26 protein-coding genes and 1 pseudogene are annotated in these 22,031 nt (G+C 50.1%); 5 read left to right on the top strand and 22 right to left on the bottom strand.

Annotated elements, in window-relative coordinates; translation table 11 throughout:
• The first annotated feature begins 17 nt into the window (after nucleotides 1-17).
• Entirely contained in the window at nucleotides 18-1,040 is a 1,023-nt protein-coding gene (locus tag ACPXXB_RS05275; protein WP_423910198.1) for a DUF1611 domain-containing protein, read from the top strand.
• Between the two features lie 7 nt (nucleotides 1,041-1,047).
• Entirely contained in the window at nucleotides 1,048-1,761 is a 714-nt protein-coding gene (locus ACPXXB_RS05270; RefSeq protein ID WP_423910196.1) for an HNH endonuclease, read from the top strand.
• Between the two features lie 110 nt (nucleotides 1,762-1,871).
• Here the strand turns inward: ACPXXB_RS05270 and ACPXXB_RS05265 are convergent, their stop codons facing one another.
• From ACPXXB_RS05265 to ACPXXB_RS05235, 7 genes and pseudogenes are all read right to left on the bottom strand, one after another.
• The gene (locus ACPXXB_RS05265; protein WP_423910193.1) at nucleotides 1,872-4,064 is read right to left on the bottom strand and encodes a malate synthase G; all 2,193 of its coding nucleotides are present in this window, start codon (nucleotides 4,062-4,064) and stop codon (nucleotides 1,872-1,874) included.
• A gap of 138 nt (nucleotides 4,065-4,202) precedes the next feature.
• Nucleotides 4,203-4,634: a hypothetical protein gene (locus ACPXXB_RS05260; RefSeq protein WP_423910190.1), complete on the bottom strand. Its 432-nt coding sequence runs from the start codon at nucleotides 4,632-4,634 to the stop codon at nucleotides 4,203-4,205.
• A 15-nt stretch (nucleotides 4,635-4,649) separates the two neighbouring features.
• A complete protein-coding gene (locus ACPXXB_RS05255) occupies nucleotides 4,650-4,838 on the bottom strand; it encodes a hypothetical protein (protein ID WP_423910187.1) in 189 nt (62 codons plus the stop codon).
• Nucleotides 4,838-5,725 (bottom strand): DMT family transporter, encoded by an 888-nt coding sequence (locus tag ACPXXB_RS05250; RefSeq protein ID WP_423910184.1) that lies wholly within the window; start codon nucleotides 5,723-5,725, stop codon nucleotides 4,838-4,840. Before ACPXXB_RS05250 ends, ACPXXB_RS05255 begins: the two co-directional genes overlap by 1 nt.
• The gene (locus ACPXXB_RS05245; protein ID WP_423910181.1) at nucleotides 5,722-6,099 is read right to left on the bottom strand and encodes a hypothetical protein; all 378 of its coding nucleotides are present in this window, start codon (nucleotides 6,097-6,099) and stop codon (nucleotides 5,722-5,724) included. Before ACPXXB_RS05245 ends, ACPXXB_RS05250 begins: the two co-directional genes overlap by 4 nt.
• A gap of 208 nt (nucleotides 6,100-6,307) precedes the next feature.
• Nucleotides 6,308-6,916 (bottom strand): LysE/ArgO family amino acid transporter, encoded by a 609-nt coding sequence (locus ACPXXB_RS05240; protein ID WP_423910178.1) that lies wholly within the window; start codon nucleotides 6,914-6,916, stop codon nucleotides 6,308-6,310.
• A gap of 124 nt (nucleotides 6,917-7,040) precedes the next feature.
• A pseudogene (locus tag ACPXXB_RS05235) lies at nucleotides 7,041-7,229 on the bottom strand (adenylyl-sulfate kinase); the annotation flags it as partial.
• Nucleotides 7,230-7,250: 21 nt separating this feature from the next.
• Between ACPXXB_RS05235 and ACPXXB_RS05230 the strand changes: the two are divergent.
• Complete coding sequence (locus tag ACPXXB_RS05230) at nucleotides 7,251-7,598, top strand: hypothetical protein (protein WP_423910176.1); 348 nt, start codon at nucleotides 7,251-7,253, stop codon at nucleotides 7,596-7,598.
• An 8-nt stretch (nucleotides 7,599-7,606) separates the two neighbouring features.
• On the opposite strand, the gene ACPXXB_RS05225 is transcribed toward ACPXXB_RS05230, so the two are convergent.
• Entirely contained in the window at nucleotides 7,607-8,068 is a 462-nt protein-coding gene (locus ACPXXB_RS05225) for a hypothetical protein (protein WP_423910173.1), read from the bottom strand.
• Nucleotides 8,069-8,185: 117 nt separating this feature from the next.
• On the opposite strand from ACPXXB_RS05225, the gene ACPXXB_RS05220 reads away from it, so the two are divergent.
• Nucleotides 8,186-8,986 (top strand): inositol monophosphatase family protein, encoded by an 801-nt coding sequence (locus ACPXXB_RS05220; RefSeq protein WP_423910170.1) that lies wholly within the window; start codon nucleotides 8,186-8,188, stop codon nucleotides 8,984-8,986.
• Nucleotides 8,987-9,146: 160 nt separating this feature from the next.
• Here the strand turns inward: ACPXXB_RS05220 and ACPXXB_RS05215 are convergent, their stop codons facing one another.
• Together ACPXXB_RS05215 and ACPXXB_RS05210 are read right to left on the bottom strand one after the other, a co-directional pair.
• Nucleotides 9,147-9,890 carry a HisA/HisF-related TIM barrel protein gene (locus ACPXXB_RS05215; protein ID WP_423910167.1) on the bottom strand — a complete coding sequence of 248 codons (744 nt, stop codon included), beginning with the start codon at nucleotides 9,888-9,890 and terminating at the stop codon, nucleotides 9,147-9,149.
• A gap of 32 nt (nucleotides 9,891-9,922) precedes the next feature.
• Nucleotides 9,923-10,135, bottom strand: a complete 213-nt coding sequence (locus ACPXXB_RS05210; RefSeq protein WP_423910164.1) for a hypothetical protein — start codon at nucleotides 10,133-10,135, stop codon at nucleotides 9,923-9,925.
• Between the two features lies 1 nt (nucleotide 10,136).
• Here ACPXXB_RS05210 and ACPXXB_RS05205 point away from each other — a divergent pair, with 1 nt between their 5' ends.
• Nucleotides 10,137-10,832, top strand: coding sequence for a hypothetical protein (locus ACPXXB_RS05205; RefSeq protein WP_423910162.1), 696 nt, complete (start codon nucleotides 10,137-10,139; stop codon nucleotides 10,830-10,832).
• Here the strand turns inward: ACPXXB_RS05205 and ACPXXB_RS05200 are convergent.
• The 12 genes from ACPXXB_RS05200 to ACPXXB_RS05145 form a co-directional block, all read right to left on the bottom strand.
• On the bottom strand, nucleotides 10,768-10,920 hold the full coding sequence (locus ACPXXB_RS05200) for a helix-turn-helix domain-containing protein (protein ID WP_423910159.1): 153 nt from the start codon (nucleotides 10,918-10,920) through the stop codon (nucleotides 10,768-10,770). The genes ACPXXB_RS05205 and ACPXXB_RS05200 overlap by 65 nt on opposite strands.
• A 109-nt stretch (nucleotides 10,921-11,029) precedes the next feature.
• Nucleotides 11,030-12,199 (bottom strand): MFS transporter, encoded by a 1,170-nt coding sequence (locus ACPXXB_RS05195; protein ID WP_423910156.1) that lies wholly within the window; start codon nucleotides 12,197-12,199, stop codon nucleotides 11,030-11,032.
• Nucleotides 12,199-12,954: an enoyl-CoA hydratase/isomerase family protein gene (locus tag ACPXXB_RS05190; RefSeq protein WP_423910153.1), complete on the bottom strand. Its 756-nt coding sequence runs from the start codon at nucleotides 12,952-12,954 to the stop codon at nucleotides 12,199-12,201. Before ACPXXB_RS05190 ends, ACPXXB_RS05195 begins: the two co-directional genes overlap by 1 nt.
• Before the next feature lie 20 nt (nucleotides 12,955-12,974).
• A complete protein-coding gene (locus ACPXXB_RS05185; protein WP_423910150.1) occupies nucleotides 12,975-14,297 on the bottom strand; it encodes a phenylacetate--CoA ligase family protein in 1,323 nt (440 codons plus the stop codon).
• A gap of 251 nt (nucleotides 14,298-14,548) precedes the next feature.
• A complete protein-coding gene (locus tag ACPXXB_RS05180; RefSeq protein ID WP_423910147.1) occupies nucleotides 14,549-14,683 on the bottom strand; it encodes a hypothetical protein in 135 nt (44 codons plus the stop codon).
• Nucleotides 14,684-14,846: 163 nt separating this feature from the next.
• Nucleotides 14,847-15,737, bottom strand: a complete 891-nt coding sequence (sucD, locus tag ACPXXB_RS05175) for a succinate--CoA ligase subunit alpha (protein ID WP_423910145.1) — start codon at nucleotides 15,735-15,737, stop codon at nucleotides 14,847-14,849.
• Between the two features lie 7 nt (nucleotides 15,738-15,744).
• Entirely contained in the window at nucleotides 15,745-16,908 is a 1,164-nt protein-coding gene (locus tag ACPXXB_RS05170; protein WP_423910142.1) for a malate--CoA ligase subunit beta, read from the bottom strand.
• Nucleotides 16,909-17,080: 172 nt separating this feature from the next.
• Nucleotides 17,081-18,019 (bottom strand): HpcH/HpaI aldolase/citrate lyase family protein, encoded by a 939-nt coding sequence (locus ACPXXB_RS05165; protein ID WP_423910139.1) that lies wholly within the window; start codon nucleotides 18,017-18,019, stop codon nucleotides 17,081-17,083.
• A 307-nt stretch (nucleotides 18,020-18,326) separates the two neighbouring features.
• Entirely contained in the window at nucleotides 18,327-19,346 is a 1,020-nt protein-coding gene (locus ACPXXB_RS05160; RefSeq protein WP_423910136.1) for a 2-dehydropantoate 2-reductase, read from the bottom strand.
• A gap of 45 nt (nucleotides 19,347-19,391) precedes the next feature.
• On the bottom strand, nucleotides 19,392-20,060 hold the full coding sequence (locus tag ACPXXB_RS05155; protein ID WP_423910133.1) for a hypothetical protein: 669 nt from the start codon (nucleotides 20,058-20,060) through the stop codon (nucleotides 19,392-19,394).
• A 46-nt stretch (nucleotides 20,061-20,106) separates the two neighbouring features.
• Nucleotides 20,107-21,108, bottom strand: coding sequence for a DNA cytosine methyltransferase (locus tag ACPXXB_RS05150; protein ID WP_423910130.1), 1,002 nt, complete (start codon nucleotides 21,106-21,108; stop codon nucleotides 20,107-20,109).
• Nucleotides 21,105-22,025: an IS1595 family transposase gene (locus tag ACPXXB_RS05145; RefSeq protein ID WP_423910128.1), complete on the bottom strand. Its 921-nt coding sequence runs from the start codon at nucleotides 22,023-22,025 to the stop codon at nucleotides 21,105-21,107. The genes ACPXXB_RS05150 and ACPXXB_RS05145 overlap by 4 nt, the downstream gene beginning before the upstream one ends.
• Nucleotides 22,026-22,031: the final 6 nt, after the last annotated feature.

Below are 22,031 nucleotides of genomic sequence, written 5' to 3'. Positions count from 1 at the left end.
AAAAAATCGCGATTTACATGGAAAGCAATCTGAACAGCGACTATGGAAAAATGGGTGTTGGTGTTATGCGCTATATGGAAAATCCGATTGTCTGCGTAATCGACTCAACCCACGCCGACAAGAAAGTTAATCAAGTATGCGAGTTGCCTTTCGGATACCCGGTGGTAGATTCCGTTGACGCCGCCTCAGAGTTGGGCGCCGAAGTCTTAATTCTCGGCACTGCGCCGTCGGGCGGGCAGATACCGCTGGAATGGGATGCGCCACTGCGTCGCGCCATCGAATTGGGCATGTCCATCGTCAATGGGCTACATGACAAATTAACCGACAAATTCGGCTGCTTATTAAAAGGCGAGCAATGGATTTGGGACGTTCGACAACCGACGTTCACGCCCAAAATCGGCACTGGCCAGGCTGCCAGATTGAATAATAAGCGCGTATTGCTGGTGGGAACCGACATGGCCATTGGCAAGATGACCGCGGGCTTGGAACTGTATCGATGGGTGCGCGAAGTTGGAAAAAGCCGGGGTATTAGTACCGAATTCATCGCCACCGGTCAGATCGGCATCACCATTACCGGCAGAGGCATTCCATTGGACGCTTTTAAAGTCGATCATGCCTGCGGCGCCGTGGAAACCCTGGTTATGGACGCCGCCGATAGCGATATTGTTTTTATTGAAGGCCAGGGATCGTTGTTGCATCCGGGCAGCAGTGCAACCTTGTCATTGATGCGCGGCAGTTGCCCGACTCATCTGGTGATGTGTCACCGGGCCGACATGAAAAGGTTGAGAAGCCCGGAAAATGTAAAAATTCCACCGCTAAAGGAATTCATCGAGTTGAATGAGGCATTGGTGAGCGTGTGTGGTTCCTTATCCAAGGCAACCACCGTCGGCATCGCATTGAATACGTCATTGGTATCGGAATCTGAAGCAAAATCCGCAATCGCGTGCCTGCAAGATCAAACCGCGTTACCGGTCACCGATGTTGTTCGTTTTGGCGCAGAAAAACTGGGCAAGGCGTTGTTGACCGGGCTAGTCAGATAGTTTTAATATGACGCATGTGACACAATCACTATACCAACCTCATCTTGCTCAAATGCCAAAAAACTGGAACCATGCAGCGGGTATTCTTTGGCCAGTACTCATTGCACTTGCTGCCAAGAATAGTCGTACAACGTATGGGGAGTTAGCACCACGAATAAGCACCAGCAACAGAAATGTGAGACTGGCTCTTGGTCCTATCCAGGATTTTTGCAGAGAAAATAGTCTGCCTCCTCTGACTGTGCTTGTTGTTAATACAGAGACAGGAAAACCCGGGGCGGGATTCATCGGTTCGGGTATCGTTGATCTAAAAGAAATAGAAAAAGTGGTACACGACTTCAAGTGGAAAAATGTGCAGAATCCATTTGGCGGTTTCGGACCAGAAGACACCATTCAGTCATTCGCTCAAACACTGATAGACAAGCCAGAGCAGGCAGCCGATATTTACGCACGAGTAAAAGTCAGAGGTCCGGCTCAAAAAATATTCCGCCACGTTTTGCTTAAGGCTTATAACAGGCAGTGTGCCATGTGCGGTTTTAGCTTTGTCGAAGCATTAGAGGCCGCACATATTGTTCCGTGGAGCAAATGTAAACAGGCTGCACAACGTATATCACCAAAGAACGGGATACTGCTTTGTGCTAATCATCACAAGTTATTTGACAAAAGGCGGATAACCGTTACACAAGAATATAAAATTGAGTGGCCAGATAAAAAGGATAGGTAGGCATCAATCCTGCTAAACGGCAAGCAGTTACGTTTGCCCAAAGATGAAAAACTTTATCCAGACCCCGACCTGTTACGAACAAGGAAAGATCGCAAATGAACCACGCCCTGCTACTGCTGTCTCAGTGCCTTTGCCTGTTTACGTCTCGCATGCAAAACCTGCTCTGTATAACCATTCGCCATTTCCCTGCCTTTGAACACCAGTTCCAAGGCTGCCTGAAAGGCGATGCTGGCATCGAAGTCATCCGCCATCGCCTGATACATCGGATCGGACGAGTTTTGCCGATCGACGATGCCAGCCATCTTTTCAAACACCTTTTTCACTTGTTTTTCTGTAGTCAAGCCGTGATGTAGCCAATTCGCAATGTGCTGACTTGATATTCTGAGTGTGGCTCTGTCCTCCATAAGCGCCACACCGTTTATATCGGCAACCTTGGAACATCCGATACCCTGATCAATCCATTTGACCACATAACCCAGGATTCCCTGAGCGTTGTTTTCCAACTCCTTTACCAACTGGCCGTGACGGAGGCAGCCAATATCATCAGGCCCGAAAACCGGAATGGTCAGAATATCATCGATACTTGCCCGCATACATGTTTTAAGCTCGCGCTGGCGAGTGGCGACGTTAACCTGATGGTAATGAATCGCATGTAATGTGGCGGCCGTAGGGGATGGCACCCAAGCGGTATTTGCGCCTGCGCGGGGATGGGCAATTTTTTGCTCCATCATGGCCATCATGTTGTCCGGCGCCGCCCACATGCCTTTGCCGATCTGCCCATGGCCCAGCATTCCGGCTTCCAATCCCAGGTCCACATTTCGGTCTTCGTAAGCCAGCAGCCAGGGCGACAATTTCATATCATTTTTTGGAATTACCGGGCCTGCTTCCATGCAACTGTGAATTTCATCACCGGTTCGGTCGAGAAAGCCGGTGTTAATAAATACCACGCGCGCGCTTGCGGCGCGGATACATTCTTTTAAGTTGACTGTGGTTCTGCGTTCCTCATCCATAATGCCGATCTTGATGGTGTTGCTCCCGAGCCCAAGGGCATCCTCCACTAACGCGAATAATTCCACCGCCGCTGCGATTTCGTCTGGCCCGTGCATCTTTGGTTTGACCACATAAACACTGCCGACTCGACTATTGCGGTATCTGCCTTGGCCGCGCAAATCAAGCATAGCGGCGGCCACAGTAACCATGGCATCCAAAAATGTTTCGGGGATTTGTTCGCCATTACAGGTAACCGCATCGCTATACATATGGGTGCCGACATGGCGCACGAACATCATGCTGCGCCCATGCAATCTGAAGGGTTTCCCATCAGGCGCCAGGTATTCCCGATCGGGCTCTAATTCCCGATGCAAAGTCTTTCCCGATTTTCGGATTGTAGTTTTAAGATCGCCGCGCATGAGTCCAGCCCAATTTCGATAGACCCGGACTTTATCCTCGGCATCCACTGCAGCAACGGAATCTTCGCAATCCATGATAGTGGTCAGTGCTGATTCAATTTTTACATCGTAAATATTGGCAAGGTCGCCCCGACCAATAAACAAACCTTCCCCAATACAAATATCAATATGCAGGTTGTTATGTTTTAATAAAATGTTGGACGGCGATTCCGGGTCGCCCCGATACCCCGCGAAACACTCTCGCCACCCCAACCCGGCTTCGCTGCCATCCCCCATCACCACAGCCAGGTTTCCCGACTTAACTGTATACTTTACCGCATAGGCGTGGCTGCCGATGGCCAAAGGTACAGCCTGGTCCAGAAACTCCCGAACATATCGAATAACATGAGCGCCGCGAACCGGGTTGTATTTTGCAGTTTTCTTACACCCTTCCACTTCCAAAATAATATCTGTGCCATACAACGCGTCATACAAACTATTCCATCTCGCATTTGCCGCATTCAGTGCATATCTTGCATTGTCAACCGGCACCACCAACTGCGGCGCGGCGACAGTGGATATCTCTTCATCCACATTTTCAGTGGTAATTTCAAATGCCCCCTCTTCCGGCAACAAGTAACCAATATTTTTCAGAAAAGTCTTGTACGCTTGCACATCCACGGCAGCATCCACAGGCTGCTGGTTGCTTTTGTGCCATTCGTCCAATTTTTGCTGCAATTCATCACGCTTTTCCAACAGCGTTTTGTTCCTGCCGCCGAGCTGTTTTACGATATTTTCAAACCCACTCCAAAACCGATCAACACTGACTCCGCTGCCCGGCAAAATTTCGGTTTTAATCAATTCATAAAGCGACTGGTCCACGCTCAGGTCATTGATATTAATTCGATTTGTCATTATTAGTATCTGATATTCGTGTTGGATTGATGCTGCGCGAACTATATCAAGCTGACCACCAGCGTCAATCTTATGTAACTTGCCGCTCCCGTTCAAGATACGCTGAGGTCATGTTTATTTGATCTAGTGCATGTTTGCTCATTTTTCTGCGCCTCCGAAATGATTGCGCCAGCCAATACCAAGGGAACAATGCAAGAATTGAATACCCTTTGCGGTAACCCGCACACGGCGGCCTGGGACGCACTCACAATAATCATTTAGTAGCATAAAATTTAAAATAGCATGCCCCAGTTCTCCAGCAATATGTGGCTCTTGATGTGAATGGTCAAGGCAGGATTTTGTGATAACTTGACGAATCCCATCCAATTTTGAATCGTTGTGCACGGCTATTGCGTGAACCATGCACCAGCGATAACCTTTTGTTGTGATGGAAAAGCAGTGTTTGTCTTGCACTATGGCGTTGTTCACAAGTCCCGTGGACAGGAAGCTACGAGTGATAGCAACGCCAAGCTCTCCGGCAAGGTGCTTATAACATGTGCGCGCATAGGTCAGTTCTTTGGAAAGACTCATGATCGAAATCTCCGGTTACTGCAAATACTCAGCAGCTTTGTCAATGGGTAAACCATTCTGTTTGTACTTTTGTCCACCTTCCCAACTTGGCAAAGCTATTTTTACTGCATTAATAGCATGAGTTTCAGCATATGTCCGAGGGCTAATGATTCCACATAGAAATAAAATAATTGTGATAAATTTTGCATAACTGAGTATAGTCATTATCTCTCCTCCTGCGTTGAAGGAGTTTTGCTTGGCGCGGGATTTTCTGTTTTTCTCATCGTAAGATACATCACCGTTGCACTGAGAATAACCACACCGCCGATGACCGTTTTATATCCGGCTTCTTCATCGAATAATAACCATGCCCATATCGGCGCTATGGGTATTTCCATCAGGCCAACCAGAGCAGCGGTGACCGCTGTGGTGCGTTGCACACCAAATAAATAAACACCAAACCCAAGCCCCAAATTAGCGATTCCGTACATAGCAAGCCAAGCATAGTCAATCAACAGTGTATCACCGAACGAACTGAAAGGCATGGTTATCAAAGCACCTAGAAAACCTGACAGGTATGTGGATTTTGTGGTATCCGCTTCCGGAAAATACTTCGCGGCGATGGTTAGTGAAGCCATGAAAAAAGTCATGCCGAACGCCAGCATAATGCCAAATATATCATTAAATTCCTGAACCCCCCACATGATAATCATCACACCGATGGCACACATCACGCATGAAACAAGGGATAACAAATCGACCTTCACCCCGAGAAATATCATGGCCAGAATAAATGTCACAAGAGGCATCGTGCCATAGATAAAGGATACATTGGCTATCGTGGTATAAAAGAATGAGGAAATGAAACACACCATTCCAAGAGTCGATAGTGCGCCAATAACAAATTCTCCCCGAGAAAAAGAAAAACATTTTTTAATATCAATTTTATCTTCACGAAAAACATAGATTAACAATACACATAAACCACCAATGAGCGATCTCCAGAACAGCGTGGTGGGAATATCAGTAGAAACCACACGGGTAAAAAGTCCCGCCGTACTCCATGCCATTGCTGCGATGAAGACCATGGTGATGCCGAGCTTTTGATTCATTTGTGATTCTTCTCTTTTAAAAATTGATAGATGCTTTGAAAAACGAATTTTGATTTTCTCATTTGATCAAAATACATGTTATAAATTATGTCATCTATGGACCTTTCTATTTCGTTCAATCGAAGAATTCGACTATATTGCTCCTTATCGAAACTGCATAAAATCATCACGCCCTGTGCTGTTAAAAGCCCACAACCAATAGGAGGGATAGTGCCAAGAATAAGTATATTTCCTGCCTTATCCATCCAAGCATATATTGCTTCTTTGTGTGGGAAACGCGGGAGATAATTTGCCTGCATACGAACCAGTGTATCAATGTTTTCCGGCGTTAACTCTACATTTTCTTCTAAACCAAGCAATTGCTCATAAGTCATGCCATCTCGTGCAAATCTATAAGTAGCCGCACCCCACCCCCATATACAGCCACACAACATGGACTTCGTGTGCACGTGGGCTCGGTAAGCTTTATGTTCTAATCATTTTTTAATTTTGGTTTTCTTATGCTCAAGCACGTATTCCAGTTTATTTGAACAGCATAATCCAGAAACTCCAGAGCATATAGAAATACCTCGGCTACGCGAACTATATCAAGTTAATCACCAGCGTCAATGCAATGGCCCACATGATCACGCCGATTATGAAATCGAGTAAGCGCCAAGTTACCGGATTTCGGAACCAGGGCTGCAACCATTGTCCACCTAGCGCTAAACTGAAAAACCAAACGAATGATGCGGTAACTGCACCGACTCCAAAAATAATTTGATTGCTCGGCATCTCCTGAACGGCAACGCTTCCCAACAACACAACGGTATCCAGGTAGACATGCGGGTTAAGCAAACTAAGTGCCAGCATTGCCAATACTGCGGTTTTAAAACCGACCTCGTCCCCGCAGCCGCGCAAGTGCCCGGGAGCAAACATCCTTTTGAAAGACAATCCACCATAAATGAACAAAAATAATGCCCCGCCGATGGCTGTCGCAGTTAGCAGATTTGGGAATTGTTGAATCAGTCTCCCCATTCCCAGAATGCCTGCGGCGATCAACAAAGCATCGATCAAACCACCAATTAAAGCGACCACCCAATGATGGTTGCGACATATCCCACGAGTCAATACATAAGCATTTTGTGCGCCAATGGCGACGATCAAACCAAATCCAACTCCGAATCCCTTTAAAAATGCGGTGATACTCATGCGCAGTGATGCAGTTTATATGCGTTGAAATCCGTGATAGCCGTTGTCGGCTGTTACGTAAATCCGCTTCGCTGCAATCTGGAGATTCCCCTTCCGGCTACGCTGTCAGGGGGAACCTAAAACAAACAAAAGTGCGGCACCCCTGCTGGTGCAACTGCTCTTCGAGAGCATGGGCGAGCGTGGATTTGCCTCTGCCGGACAACCCGGTGAACCATAGAACAACGCCCCGATGACCGTTTTTCCGCTCGCGCCGACGACGGGTAACCGTGGCATGATGCCATACGGCATGGGATAATTTGGTTGTGCTTGTCATGGCACGGATTATACCTATATCATGCGGAACCTGAAAAACCCAACAGCACCACATCGGCAGGAACACGCAAGCCGGTTGGTCGACGATGCCAACCCTGTTAACGGCGTCGAGAATCTGGTATCGAGAATTTCTGAAACCAGGCCAAGCGACGCTTCAGGCGCTTCAACAGGTATCCCAAAGAGATTCCACCTGTTTATTGAACCCGATACCCAGCGCGCAATCGAGCCAAAACTACGCACCGGGGCGGGATGCCAAATTTGGCATTTGAGTGAAAGCGAAAATTGCGCTGAGTATTTTGATGATAAAATTGTGCCTGTATGCGGCTTACTTGCTTTTGAATCTATGCCCCACCTGATGATTCAAATTTAACATTGTTGCTATAATATTGGTGATAAAGTCAATGGAATTTTTCTGCCTGATCTGGCTGTTCGAGCATCAATCCCAACAGGGTTAATAAACGCAGAACCTTTGTATCTCACCTTGGTGAAATGGAATTGGCGCTTCATCACAAAAAACATATGCGCCGCTTTGCGCCGCGCTTTTGACTTGTTCCGATTCCTCCGCCTTTCCTCACCCGATAACTTGCGGCGTCCCGCCCCCTTCTTGCGGGTATCGTCCCTTGCCTTCGGCGCACACCGGCTGAGCGCCTTTTTCCGACAGCTATAATCCGCGCCATCCGCAACAGAAACTTTTCTTTCCTGGTTTGCTTCGCATGCTTTGTGAAACCGCCTTCGCTCAGGGTGGTTCGACGCATCGCTCTCGTTGCCTGCAATCAGTTGTTTTGTGGACTTGATTATTTCACGTTTCCCGGTTTTAATCAGAGTTTCCTTAAATTTCACCAATGAAAAATGTCCCGAAATGCCAGCAGAATCCTGACTTGTAAAGGTAACAAACTATTAAGGCAGCCATTAAGGTAGGATGTGCGCTCTATTTTTATGTTCAGGTCGATTACAATTATGACAGAGAGTCAATCCATACTATCCATACCATTAGGGCATTATCTGGAAACCGCTATCCACGCAGCGGATCAAGCCCGCGCCGTTACCCAAAAATGGTTTCGGGCGGACCTGAAAGTGGCAAGCAAGCAAGACAAAACCCCGGTCACCATCGCTGACCGACAAACCGAACAGGCCATCAAAGATATCGTTCTGCAACGGTATCCGGATCACAGTTTTTTCGGTGAGGAAACCGGTCAACAATTAAACAATGATCAGTGGCAATGGGTCATCGATCCTATAGATGGGACCAAATGTTTCGCCACCGGTATGCCCACTTTTGGCACCTTGATTTGCCTGCTGCATAAGCAAGCGCCGGTCATAGGCATAATCGATCATCCCATTTTGGATGAAAGATGGATAGGGATTCAGGGATGCCAAACAACCCATAACGGCAAGGTTTGTTGCACGCGATCCACTGATTCACTCGATAACGCAACAGTGTATACCACCTCTATGGACATGTTTGATGGGGTTAGTGGCAAGCAAGCCCGCGCACTCACTAAAAATTGTCAGTTCAGGGTGTTCGGTGGCGACTGTTACAGTTATGGATTACTGGCTTCGGGATACAACGATATGGTTTGCGAGGCGGATTTAAAACCTTATGATTATTTTGCGTTGATCGTGGTGGTAACGGGCGCCGGTGGCATAATAACCGACTGGCAAGGCAATCAACTGACGTTGGAATCCAACGGCGAGGTACTGGCATCGGCAAATGAATCGTTGCACCAACAGGCCATCGCAAAACTTAACGAGTTCTAAAAAGGATCAGCTTTAGGACATTCGGCACTCATCGGTATTCGCAACTAACGGCTAGAGCTGGCGGTTGACCGAGGAATGACAAAAACAGAATAATAAAGCCAGAATAATAAAACAGCGCAACAAGACTGGGGTCGAGAAATTACCTCTAATCTAGCATGCCCTAGATGAATTCAGCCACAGTGGGTTTCTGACTGCCCACCGCCACCGCTTCTTCGATCGACACCTGTTCATTGAACAGCGCCCAACCCACCACCACGCCGAAAATATTCGGCAGATTCGATAGAATGGAAATATCATCCAGGTTGCGCACCGTACCGCTGGAGATGACCGGGCAACTTAATTCAGTACCCATCTGAGTCGTGTTGGCCATGCTGCTTTCCGGCAATTCATCGTAACGATCGATATCCGTGTATATGATCGCCGCAACTCCTGAACGCTCGAAACGTTTTGCCAATTCCATTGCGGTAAAAGCGGAAATGTTTTTCCAACCGTGTGAAACAACTTTACCGTCCCGAGCATCGATGCTGACTACAACTTTTTCTGGATATTTGACGCACACCTCTTCGACCAGTCTTTGATCAGCCACCGCGGCAGTGCCCATCACCACCCTGGATGCGCCATTGTCCATCCACCAATCCACCGAACTGGACGAGCGTATTCCTCCGCCCACCTGCACCGGGATATTGGAATCAGCAATAATCTGTTTAATAATTTCCGAGTTTTCCCCATGATATTCAAATACCCCATCTAAATCAACTACATGCAACCATTGTGCACCCCCCTGTTCAAATTTTTTTGCCGCATCCAGAGGTTTGATTTCAAATACTTGAGGTTGTGCTATGCTGCCGTGCTTCAAAGTCACACATTGTCCTTTGTGAATTTCAATGTCGGGATAAATAATCATCGTTTTGCTCTAATCGGTGGCACTATCGCCCATTATACTACAAATACGCCGCTCTTGGTAAGGCGTGTATAAGCCCACCCCCTTTGGCACTCGGGTTGATTATGGATCAGGACGGTGTTGCAGTCGACCAGCCAGTCGGCCAGTTTGCGGTTAAAGCCGGGCAGGTCATGGAATAGTTGATCCTCGTGATAATCGACGAACTGCTCTTGGATGGTGCGGTTGAAGCGCTCGGCACAGGGGTTCATTTTGTTCGTATCATCCCTGAAACGAATCCGCTTCGCGGACTACGCGCCATTTCGCTCCCGTCGAAATGGTGGGCGATTTGGGATAAGTCCGCCAGTGGGTGATGCCGTGGGCATCGAGGCGTTGCTGGAGGCGGCCCATGAACTTGGAGCCGTTATCTTCGATTCTGAAGCGCGGCGGTTGTGGCAGCAGTTGACACAGCGCATCAAGGGCGATGGCAGCCTGCTGGCTGGACTGGGCGACGACGGAGGCGATGTCAAAGCGGGAGTGAGGGTCGATGAAAGTGAACAGGTGGCGGCGCAGTCCATCGCGCCGGCGCACCACAGCATCGCAGGCGAACACTTCAAGCGGCTGATACTTGAAGCCTTTGGGCTTGCGGGGGATGGGTTTGTGGTGGCATCGGGCACTCAGTCTGGTGGGGGCATGGCGCATTTTGTTTGGGTCGCGAGCGATGAAGCGGCCGATGGCGGAGACGTTGGGCAGCGCGATGTCTTGCTGCCTGCACCAGGGTCGCAGCAAGACCCGCAGTTTGGCTTTGCCGCGGTTGGGGAATTGCTCTCGCAGTTGGCGGATTTCCCTAACCAGCATCGGTGCTGTGACTGTCGCCGGCGCTTGGGGGCGCAGGATTTGGCAGTCAGGGCGGCCGGGGCGTCGTCGGCTTGGCGCACTGTTTCCAGCGATAAAGCGTTCTGCGACTGACCTTGAAGGCATCACAGGTCGCGGCTGCGCCATGATCCGCGAAGAAACCGAGGATTTTGAGGCGTTGTTGAGCATGTTTAGAAGTCATCTCCCAAAAATGCCCTAAAGCCGCTACCCGATAAAAGCCTTTGAGCCATAACCTATATGCTGATAGTGCACTGCTTTGCCCCCTGTCGTGGTGCCATATGTTTCTGAACCTATACAAGACGTAGTGACGATGCGCGATGACCAAATATGACCGAAACAGCCGCCATCACCGCAGCAAATCCTAAAGCCAACGTATAATTTCCTGAGCGATCAAACAATAACCCCGCCAATCCAGGGCCCGCTAATCCGGCTACGGCCCAGGCAGTAAAAACACGTCCATAAACGACAGCGCCCTGCATCGAACCAAAGCGTTTGGCAATCAGTGCCGGGTAAATGGCTATCACACCGCCATAAGTAAACCCAATTATCGCCAGCCCTGCCATTGCCACAACAGGCTGCAGCAGTAATGCCATCACTATCAAACTGCCACAAGACAATGCCGGCAATGCAATCAGTGGCACTCTGGCAGAAAATTTATCCGCCAACACACCGCCACTGACACTGCCCACTAAATTGAACAGCGCAATCAGTGTCGGCGCCAGCACGACCCAGCGTGGCGACATACCACTGGCATCGGCAATACCGGTCGCATGGCCGATAACCATCAGGCCTGCTATCACCGCGCTACAATAAGCCAACCACCATATGCTAAGCACAGACCCGCTGATATTCGTCTGTACGCTGACGTTTGTCTCGTCAGTTTGATAGTGTGCAGATGCTCTTGACAACAGCAAGGCGCTGACCAAAGCCAACAGCAACACGGCAACCGCCAGTAAGGTACACGCCATCCGCCACCCGCCCGTTCCAGAAGCCCACACCAATAACAAAGGAAACAGGATTGCCCCCAGCGCATAAGCCGCCGTCACTGCCCCCATGGCCAATCCTTTATGTTCAGGCATCGCTTGTGCGGGAAGCTGTAATGCAAAACCATATCCCAACCCATTGGCACCACCAAACAGCAGGCTGTAGCCCAAGTAAACAACAACCATAGACGATGCTGTGCCCGCCAGAAGACAACCCACACTGGCAATCAACCCCACCCCCATAACAAATACGGCCGCAGACCAACGCGGGTAAAACCGGGGTCCGAGCAATACGCAGGCAGCTAACGTCACTAACGCAAGCGAATAGACAAGGCTGGCTTGTGAACGAGGGATATCAAACGTGGTTTCCAGCGGTACCAGTAATACCGAAAAGGCATGAATGGAACCCAACGCGCAGGCCAATAGCATGGCTGCCGACCACACCAATACAGGATGCTTGGTGTTATGGTACATCATTATTTGCGCCGCGATTTGATAAAGGCTTTCAAGGCGACTTGCGTTTCCGCTGAACGAAAACAATCAGAATCGCAAACCTCTTCAAGCGTCAGTGTCGTGGCAAAATCGGCATCCGCCGCAGTATAAAACGAGCGCTTAATATTGCGCAGGCCTGTATCGGGAAAAGCGGCAATACGCTGCGCCAACGTACACGTGGCTTCCAACAAATCGTCGTCTTCAACCACACGGCTGACCAGCCCCACGCGCCGACTCTCTTCTGCATCCAACATATCCGCGGTCAGTGCCATATCCATAGCTACAGTTAACCCTACCATGCGGGTTAGCAACCAGGTCAGACCACCCGTTGGGCTAAACCCCAGTTCGGCGTCTGGCAACCCCAGTTTGGCTGAGCGCGCCGCAATGCGTACATCACACATCAGAGCAATTTCCAATCCTCCCCCCAATGCATAACCATTAATGGCGCCGAGAATGGGTTTATCAAGGTTGCGTGCTGCCAAAGCTAACGCCTGGTACAACGAAGCCGCCTTAGCAAAATCGGCTTCCGACATTTTATCCATCGCTTTAATATCGGCGCCAACACTGAAGGCCCGGCCCACCCCCGTAATCACCAACACGCTTGCTACGGTATCGCTTTTAACCTGTTGGAATAGCGCTAACAATGCTTGTAAATCAGGGATATCAAAGGCATTTAACGCTTCGGGGCGATTGATGGTTACCCAAGCAACACCACTGTCAACAGTGCAATCAATGGCCATAATTCACCTGCTCCTCTTGATTATTCGTAAAGACGCAACACGCGCCGGGTTTTATGTTCAGAGGCAATGCTGCCTTGCGGCACCAGTTCAACGCGGACACTGAAACCGGCCTTTTGTTTGATAACACCTTCTACTTCACTAATGAGTGCATGGCGATGCTGCTCCGGTATCTCCCTGGAGACTTCAAGCAATAAGCGGGGTGCGTAATCAAACGGGGGCGGTTGATCCAAAGCGATTTGAAATTCACCGGTAATGCGTGGCCGTAGACGGGTCAAAATATCCTGCACGTTGGTAGGAAAAATATTCACGCCTTTCACCACAAACATATCGTCGCTGCGACCAAGAGTGCGAAAACGAAAACTCTGTCGCCCGCAAGCGCAGGGATCGGTAAACACCTGCACGTAGTCGTGAGAACGCAAACGCAATAATGGTGATGCTTCACGCTGAATGGCGGTATAAACCAGCTCGCCCGTTTCACCTGCTGCCATCGACTTAACAGCACCCGTATCCGGGTTAATCAATTCAGCAATCACCAGCCCGGCACCACAAAAATGCATGCCTGCCCGGTGTTCACATTCCGCGCTTTGGCAACCCAATTCGGCAACGCCGTAGAGGTCGTGTGTACGCATACCCCACAGACTCTCTATGCGGTCACGATAGCCCGGCACCTGCAAACCCGCTTCCCCGGAGAAAAAGCCCTTGCGCAGATTCAATGCCTGCGGATCGATACCGGCCTCCGCCGCCACTTCGGCCAAACGCACAGCATAAGACGGTGTGGAGTACAAGCATTTATCACCGGGTATATCCGCCAGTAGATCAAGCAATTGCCGCGACTTGCCCACGCCATATGCCAGTACCGCTGCACCCAGTGTCTCAAAAGCCATATGATCCATTACCCCGCCGGCATAAATTGAATAGTTAAAACAGTTCACCACCAGATCGTCGAGACGACATCCCATAATCCACAAAGCCCGCGCTCCCATTTCGTTATAGACTGCGACATCAGCACGCGTCCAGGCCAGTCGCATCGGCTGGCCACTGGTGCCGCCGGTGCCAACAATGCGTACAATATGTTCACGCGGCGCACACTGATGCGGGCCAATGAGCTCACCTTCGCGCTGTGTCGCCGCTAACGTTTTTTTCTCCGTAAAAGGCACCGCAGCCAGTGCTTCTTGACAAGTAACCTGCGCAGGATTCACACCCGCGTCGTCCAGTAAATGGCGGTAGTATTCACTACTGTGATAAAGGTAATCCACTTGCTTTGCCAGCAAAGGCGCTTCGTAATCGCGCAGAGCATGAGGATGCAATGTTTCCAGCGCCTCATTCCAAAATAGCGATGTCATTTTTTGCGTCGCTTTTTTAAGGAATTCGATATTTCCGGATGGTAAATTGCCGGATGATAAATTGATGATCGTGAAGCCCAGAGAGAGTAAATGCCTTGTTTACTTTAAGCAAGCGAAAACCAAGCAGAGTTGCCGACCGGATTCCTCCGCCGACCTGCACCGACACATTTGCCTCAGCAATAATCTGTTTAATGATTTCCGAGTTTTCTCCATGGTATTCAAATACCCAGTCCCAAATCGACCATATGCAACTATTGTGCCCCCTGTTCAAATTTTTTTGCCGCCTCCAGAGGTTTGATTTCAAATACTTGAGGTTGTGCTATGCTGCCGTGCTTTAAAGTCACACATTGTCCTTTGTGAATTTCAATGTCGGGATAAATAATCATGCGCCTGCTCTTTCAATTCGCTCTTCGCAATTTGTTCTCGCAATTTAGTTCACGCAAAATTTGACCAATGCGTCTAGCTCCCACAGCGATGCTATGCGACCAGTCATACCATAAATACGACACGCTTTACAATTTACACGGTATCGGGAATAAGTCGCCCCAGCTAAAATCTAATGCCTAAAACCTTCTTCATGGTCTCGCCAAATTCAGCTGGCGACGGTACGATGCTGATGCCACATTGCGCGAGGATAGCTACTTTTTCTGCCGCGCTTTCGCCCGCGCTACTGACAATCGCTCCAGCGTGTCCCATTCTACGCCATTTTGGCGCGGTTAATCCAGCAATGTAAGCCACCACCGGTTTAGACATGTTCGCTTTAAAATATTCTGCAGCCTCGACTTCCTGTGGTCCGCCAATTTCGCCGATCATGATAACGGCATCCGTCTCAGGGTCTTCTTCAAATCGAATTAAATGATCCTTGAATGAACTGCCATTAATAGTATCACCCCCGATCCCCACACTGGTAGAAACCCCTATCCCTGCCGATTTAAGTTGGGAAGCCGCTTCATATCCCAACGTGCCGGATCGACCTATAATCCCAATTCGACCTTCCATATAGATATGTCCGGGCATGATTCCCAACATCGCCTTGCCTGGACTGATTGTTCCTGCACAATTCGGCCCGGCCAGACACATGCGCTGCTCTTTCTTGAAACGCCGCATATAACGCTTTACCCGCAACATATCCTGTGCAGGAATGCCATCGGTGATGGAAACGCAGTATCTTAAACCTGCTTCTGCGGCTTCCATTATGCTATCGGCGGCAAACGCGGGCGGAACGAACACGATACTGGCTTCAGCGTCCGTTTCGTACACCGCTTCTTTCACCGAATTAAATACCGGTTTGCCGAGGTGGGTTTCGCCGCCCTTGCCCGGGGTCACTCCGCCTACAACCTTACTGCCATAATCAATCATTTCCTTGGCATGGAACGATCCCATTTGCCCGGTGAATCCCTGAATCAGGATTTTGGTTTTTTTATCAATTAAAATCGCCATAGTTACCTTATTTTTTAATAGAATTAACCACCGCTTCGGCCGCCTGATCTAATGTATCCGCAGAAAGAATCCCAAGATCAGAATGATTGATTATCGCCTGCCCCAATGCCACATTGGTGCCAGACAGCCGCACCACCACCGGCACTTCAGGTTTTAGTTTCCGCACAGCCTGAACAACCCCTTCGGCAACCCAGTCGCATCGATTGATACCGGCAAAAATATTCACCAATATGGCATCGACTTTTTTGTCCGACAACACCAATCGAAATGCCTTGGCCACGCGCTCCGGAGAAGCGCCGCCACCAATATCGAGAAAATTCGCCGGCTCGCCGCCTTTCATCTTGATAATATCCATGGTCGCCATGGCAAGTCCTGCACCATTGATTATGCAGCCAATATTGCCGTCCAAACCGACGTAGCTCAATCCGCGGTCGGCTGCTTCCATTTCCCTGGGATCCTCCTGCGACTTATCACGATACTCCGAAATATTTGAGCGACGGAACAAGGCGTTGTCATCAAATGACATCTTGGCATCCAGGGCAACCACAGTATCCGCTTGCGTGATGGCAAGCGGATTGATTTCCAGCATCGTGGCATCAAGATCGCGAAACGCCCTATACGCGCTCAAAAACACATTTACCGCCTGCTGAACCTGCGCTCCCTTGAGCCTTAACTGAAAAGCCAGTTGCCGTGCCTGGAATACCTGCATACCGACCGCGTGCTCTACATTGATTCGTATCAACGACTCGGGATTTTTATCCGATACTTCTTCAATGTCCACGCCGCCCTGAGAGGAGCCTACCGCCACAATACACTCGTGGCTACGATCAAGCACCAGACCAAAATACAATTCACTTTTGATGTCGGTGGCGGGCTCAATGTATAAGCGGTACACGATCTTGCCGTCTGCACCGGTTTGATGGGTCACCAATTTTCGACCGAGCAGGAATTCCGCCGCATCCCATACCTCCTGAGTGCTGCCGCAAAATTTTATGCCGCCGGCCTTGCCGCGGGCGCCGGAGTGGATTTGTGCTTTAACCACCCATTTTTCGCCGCCAATTTCATTGGCACGATATACCGCCTGCTCTGGACTATAGGCCAATCCGCCGACCGGTATCGAGACCCCAAACTCTTTGAGTAATTGTTTGGCTTGGTATTCGTGAACTTCCACTGATTGACTCCGATTGGGCTAATTAAGATTTGAGCTAATTGACGAAATTAGCAGATTAGATGGCTCTGTTAATAAGGGTCCGAGCATAAGGGCTGGCACCGCCATCGCAGAAAAAGATCGCGGGAAAACCTTGGGAAAAATTCCGAAACAAACATTAAAATAACGGAGTCCATTAGTTTTTATCTATAAGCCCGGCCTGCATGACGATATTTTCTGCCATTCTTGCCGAAGCGGCATCAATCAATTTTCCATCCAGGGCAGCTGCGCCCTTGCCTGCTTTTGCCGCTTCGTCCAAAGCCGCCAGCACGCGTTTGGCGCGCTCGACTTGTTCCGCCAGTGGCGACATCACCTGATTTGCCAATTCAATTTGCGAGGGATGTATCGCCCATTTGCCTTCAAACCCCATGGCCGCAACTCGCTTGGCAGCGGCAATAAAACCGTCCGCATCTTTAAAGTCGCCGAAGGGTCCATCAATGGCGCGTAATCCATATGCCCGGCAGGCGACCAGCATGCGCTGCAAACTAGCATGCCATTGATCGCCAGGATAATCGGGATTCAGTCCGCCGATAACCACCGTGCGCGCACGGCAGCTTGCAGCATAGTCGGCAACGCCAAAATGCAATGCTTCCAGTCGTTTACTGCTCTGAGCGATGGCCTCGACATTGGCCATACCCAATGCGGTTTCGATTAACGCTTCCAGGCCGATGCGGTGTTTAATGCCCATGGCCGTTTCAATCTGGGTAACCAAACAGTCAACGGCATAAATATCTGAAGCGGTACCGGCTTTGGGGATTAAAATAGTGTCGAGTTTATGGCCTGCCTGTTCGACGATATCGACCACATCACGATACATATAATGGGTATCCAAACCGTTGATGCGCACCGAGATGGTTTTACCCTGGTCATGCCAATTGATGTCGTTCAGGGCTTCAATGATGTTTTTTCTTGCCTGTTCCTTGCCATCCGGTGCGACTGCATCTTCGCAATCCAGGAACACAAAATCCGCAGCGCTGTTGGCTGCTTTTTCAAACATCTCGGGGCTCGAACCCGGAACCGCCAATTCACTTCTCTGCAATCGTGCTCGGGCGGGAAAGACTTGGTGGAAACTCATGGTATTGTCAGGGTTAAGGTTTGGATAATTGGTATACGAATGGTAAATTCCAACTGAAATTTATAATACCTGCCCTGTAATATCTCTGCAAGTATAATTGATGGACGATTGGGCTATCTGACATAGAAACCGCGGCGGCGCATATTCATGGGCAAATCCTAAGAATTCCGATAGTGCGCTCCCAAATCTTTGTCGGCGCCTGCATCGGCGCGGCGGATTGGACAACTCTGGAATGGGATTCGGTCGAATCAGCAGCCCAAAACACACCTGGAATTTATCCAAAATTTATTCTACTACTGCCAGCCGGTCACTGCCGAGGCCAACCCTTAATCGAAACCTGCTCATCGGCGATGGTTTTATTCAACAGACAGACACAAGCGTAAATAGATTTCAAAGCCGGCACATCGGTAGCGGTCACTTCCGCCAGTTCGATGACCGCGCCTAACATGCCGTCGATCTCCAGAGGTTTGCCAGATTCCACATCCTGAAGCATGGAGGTCTTATGCTTGCCGACTTTTTCCGCGCCTTCTATACGGCGCTCCACCGTCACCCGGAAACTTGCCCCGAGTTTTTCGGCGACAGCCTGAGCTTCAAGCATCATGCTCGCCGCCAGCTCTCTGGTCAACGGATACTGACAAATGGCTTCCAGCGTTGCATGGGTGACGGCGCTGATTGGATTGAATGACAGGTTGCCCCATAGTTTTAACCAGATCTCCGAGCGAATATCAGGCAACACCGGCGACTTGAATCCAGCCTCGATGAACATTTCGCTAATCCGATTAACGCGAGCAGAATCAGCGCCATCCAACTCGCCGACCGGGAAACGCACCCCTTCAATATGCTGAATCACGCCGGGTTCGACGATAACCATCGCCGGGTAGGCAATGCAACCCAGAATCCGGTGCGCATCAATCGCGCTTTTCAGCACACCGCCTGGGTCAACGGTTTCCACCGTTCGATTCGCATATTCCCGGCTCAGATTCTGACCCATATTCTGAAAGTACCACCACGGAATTCCGTTCTGCACGGTCACCACTACCGTATCTTTGCCGAAAAGATGGGGCAGTTTGTCAACAATAGCGGCAATCTGGTGGGCTTTCAACGCCATGATGACGACATCCTGAGCACTCAATTCTGATATATTGCTTGTGGCTACCACATTATTGGCAATCAGTTGTTCGCCATCCTGAATCAGCTTAAGTCCGTTTGACTGGATTGCCGCCAAATGCGGCCCGCGGGCGATCAAAGATATATCGTGTCCGGCATGTGCCAGACGAACACCCAAAAAACCGCCAATCGCACCGGTGCCAACAACGCATACTTTCATCTTTCGTTCATCCCCAGCAAATTAAAGCCCATAAAATTAAGGGAATTATATACATAAGTGCATTTCATGTCTGAAACTCGATCCATGTATCATCGTATCGCGCCAATCGTAAAATGTGTTGAAACTCAATGATGGGCACGTTGTGCGATATTCTAAACTTGCTGGCCGCTGGCGGCGCTGATCTCGGTGAATAGTGAACTGTGAGCCGTGCGGCTGCCAAGTGAAACGCTTTGTGCCGGTTGCGATGTCAATGCCAATCAAGTTGTCTCTGTCATTTGTCTTCCATCGGTAATAATCTGGAATATATCGCTTCGCTTCGTCTTCAAACAAGACAAACTCCCGCGTCCCTATATTCCGCACAAGCACGGCAACGCGCAGGTCATCGTGTTCACCAAGCGCTTCGTTGACGCGGCTGTTCCAAATTGATAATACTGCTCTGCCGGTGGCTGCTATATCCCTTCTCGGGTCGGACATGCCGAGCGAGTAATCAGGGGAATTTCTGCCAGATATTAGCCGCAACGCTGATGCGGTAAATAGGTTACTGTTTTGCACTGTTTTGACCGACCAAGCACACCCATTCCAGACCACGTCGGCAATTCCGAGGGGTCTGCTACGGTGGTCTCCGCCAATGGCTTGCGCGAATATCCCGCCGAAGTCGTCTCCGGTGATATTGGCATGACCGACCGCGAGCCGGTGAACTATATGCTTACCCACCGCGATTGCAGTCTCGCGTGGTATCTCGCCGAGCGGATATGGTCCGCTACGCCTTGTTGCGCTGCCCCTTAGTCGCGGTGGATTGGTCATATACTTGTAAAACGCCTTGAATAGCGGTGTAAGCCAGCGGGACAGGCACGGCATTGCCGGCTTGTTTGCGGATCTGGCTGTCGTTGCTGATAATCTTGTATTCGTCCGGGAAACCCTGTAATCGCAACATCTCTCTCGGTGTCAAACGCCGCTCGCCGTTGACAAGCAAGTAGTTGTATGAAGCGCCGGCGCGCAAGGCGCACGAATACGGATGACTGCTTACATTGCCGCCCTTATTCTCGTGCCAAATTCCGATTTTGTGCGGAGACGAATGCGCTTTGCGTCGGGACTCCCGGATTTTATCCGACACAAAATACCGGCTGTCTGGATTCTTTTCCAGCACCCCGGAAAGCGGCTTCATCGGGGTTTTTCGATCAGGCCAAGGGAAAGCGTCAAATCGTTTGCGCGTGGCCACAATCAGAACCCTTTCGCGCTTTTGGGGCAAACCATAATCCAGTGCGTTGAGGATGCGGTGGTCTGTATAATAGCCCAACCCCGCAATATCCTGCAGAATGCGGTCAAAAACCGAACCGCCCTTAATTGAAACCAACTGGCGCACATTCTCTAATACCAATGCGGCGGGCCTCTTCTCTCGCGCAAGTCGGATTATTTCGCGGAATAAAGCGCCGCGCGGGTCTGCCAAGCCCTTGCGGTCGCCGATAATGGAAAATGGCTGGCAGAGAAAGCCAGCACAAAGCAGATCAAATTCAGGCAGTTCCGATGGTTTTGCCTGGATGATGTCGTTGCCCGGAGTAATGCCGAAATTCGCTTCGTAGGCTTTCCTTGCCTGCTCGTCAATGTCGCAAGCGTAAGCGCATTTCAAGCCGAGCGCCGACGCAGCAAGATGGAACCCGCCGATGCCGCAGAACAAATCGGCAAAGGTCATTATCGGACCGGGCCGGTAATCCACTGCCGCCCCGACCGCATCCTCAAATGCGCGCGGTAGTGGCTGGCTCATTCTGCGGTTAGCTCGGCGTAAGTGATGCGCTTCCCGCTCAATCTGTCGCAAAGGGCATCTATGCGGTCGTAGGTGTGCCGTTTGACATTCCCTTCGTTCAATCGAAAGGTAAACTCATTGATATACCTCTGCATGCGCTTCCTGCTCCAATGATGATATACACCGTTATAGCCACGCTTCATAACGGCCCAAATACTTTCAATCGTGTTGGTGTGTGCTTCGCCCCGGACATATTCGCCCGCACTGTGACTGACGGCGTGGTGGTCGTATCCTTTCAATTTGGAATAGCCGCGATGCTGGTCGGTGTATACCTTGCTCCCGCGCTTTACATTCTCCACAATGACGCATTTTAGGCGGCTGGCGTCCGCTTCGCCGTTCAGTGGCATTGCTCGTACCCTGCCGCCACGCTCTTTCATACCCAACACGCCTGCCTTGCCCACCGGGCCGCGCCCAAGTTTCAACCGCTTGCTGGCGTGGCGATTACGCTCCTTTCCACCGATATAAGTTTCATCAACCTCAACTTGCCCTTTCAGCAAACCGCTCCGGCTGTCGCAAGCTTCGCGGATGCGGTGAAGCATAAACCCCGCCGTCTTTTGAGTAACGCCGATTTCCTTCGACAATTGCAAACTGGATATTCCCTTGCGGGCGGTGGAAAGCAGATACATCGCATAAAGCCATATGCGTATTTCAATTCTGGAACGCGCCATGACCGTTCCGCTCTTTGCCGAAAATGGCCGGCGGCAATCATTGCAACGATAGAATCCAGCGCGCCCTTTGCGCGGGGCGTTATTTGTGCCGCTGCACAAATGGCAAACCACTCCATTCGGCCATCGGCGCGTTTCATAGTATTCGCAAGCCGATTGTTCGTCTGGAAATCGTGAGAAGAACTCAAATGCAACAACGGTTTTTTTGCACATGCTCGG

It is taken from the genome of Candidatus Spongiihabitans sp., from assembly GCF_965237845.1.
Taxonomy (GTDB): Bacteria; Pseudomonadota; Gammaproteobacteria; order Arenicellales; family Poriferihabitantaceae; genus Spongiihabitans.
This window is presented reverse-complemented; position numbering and strand designations above follow the sequence as displayed.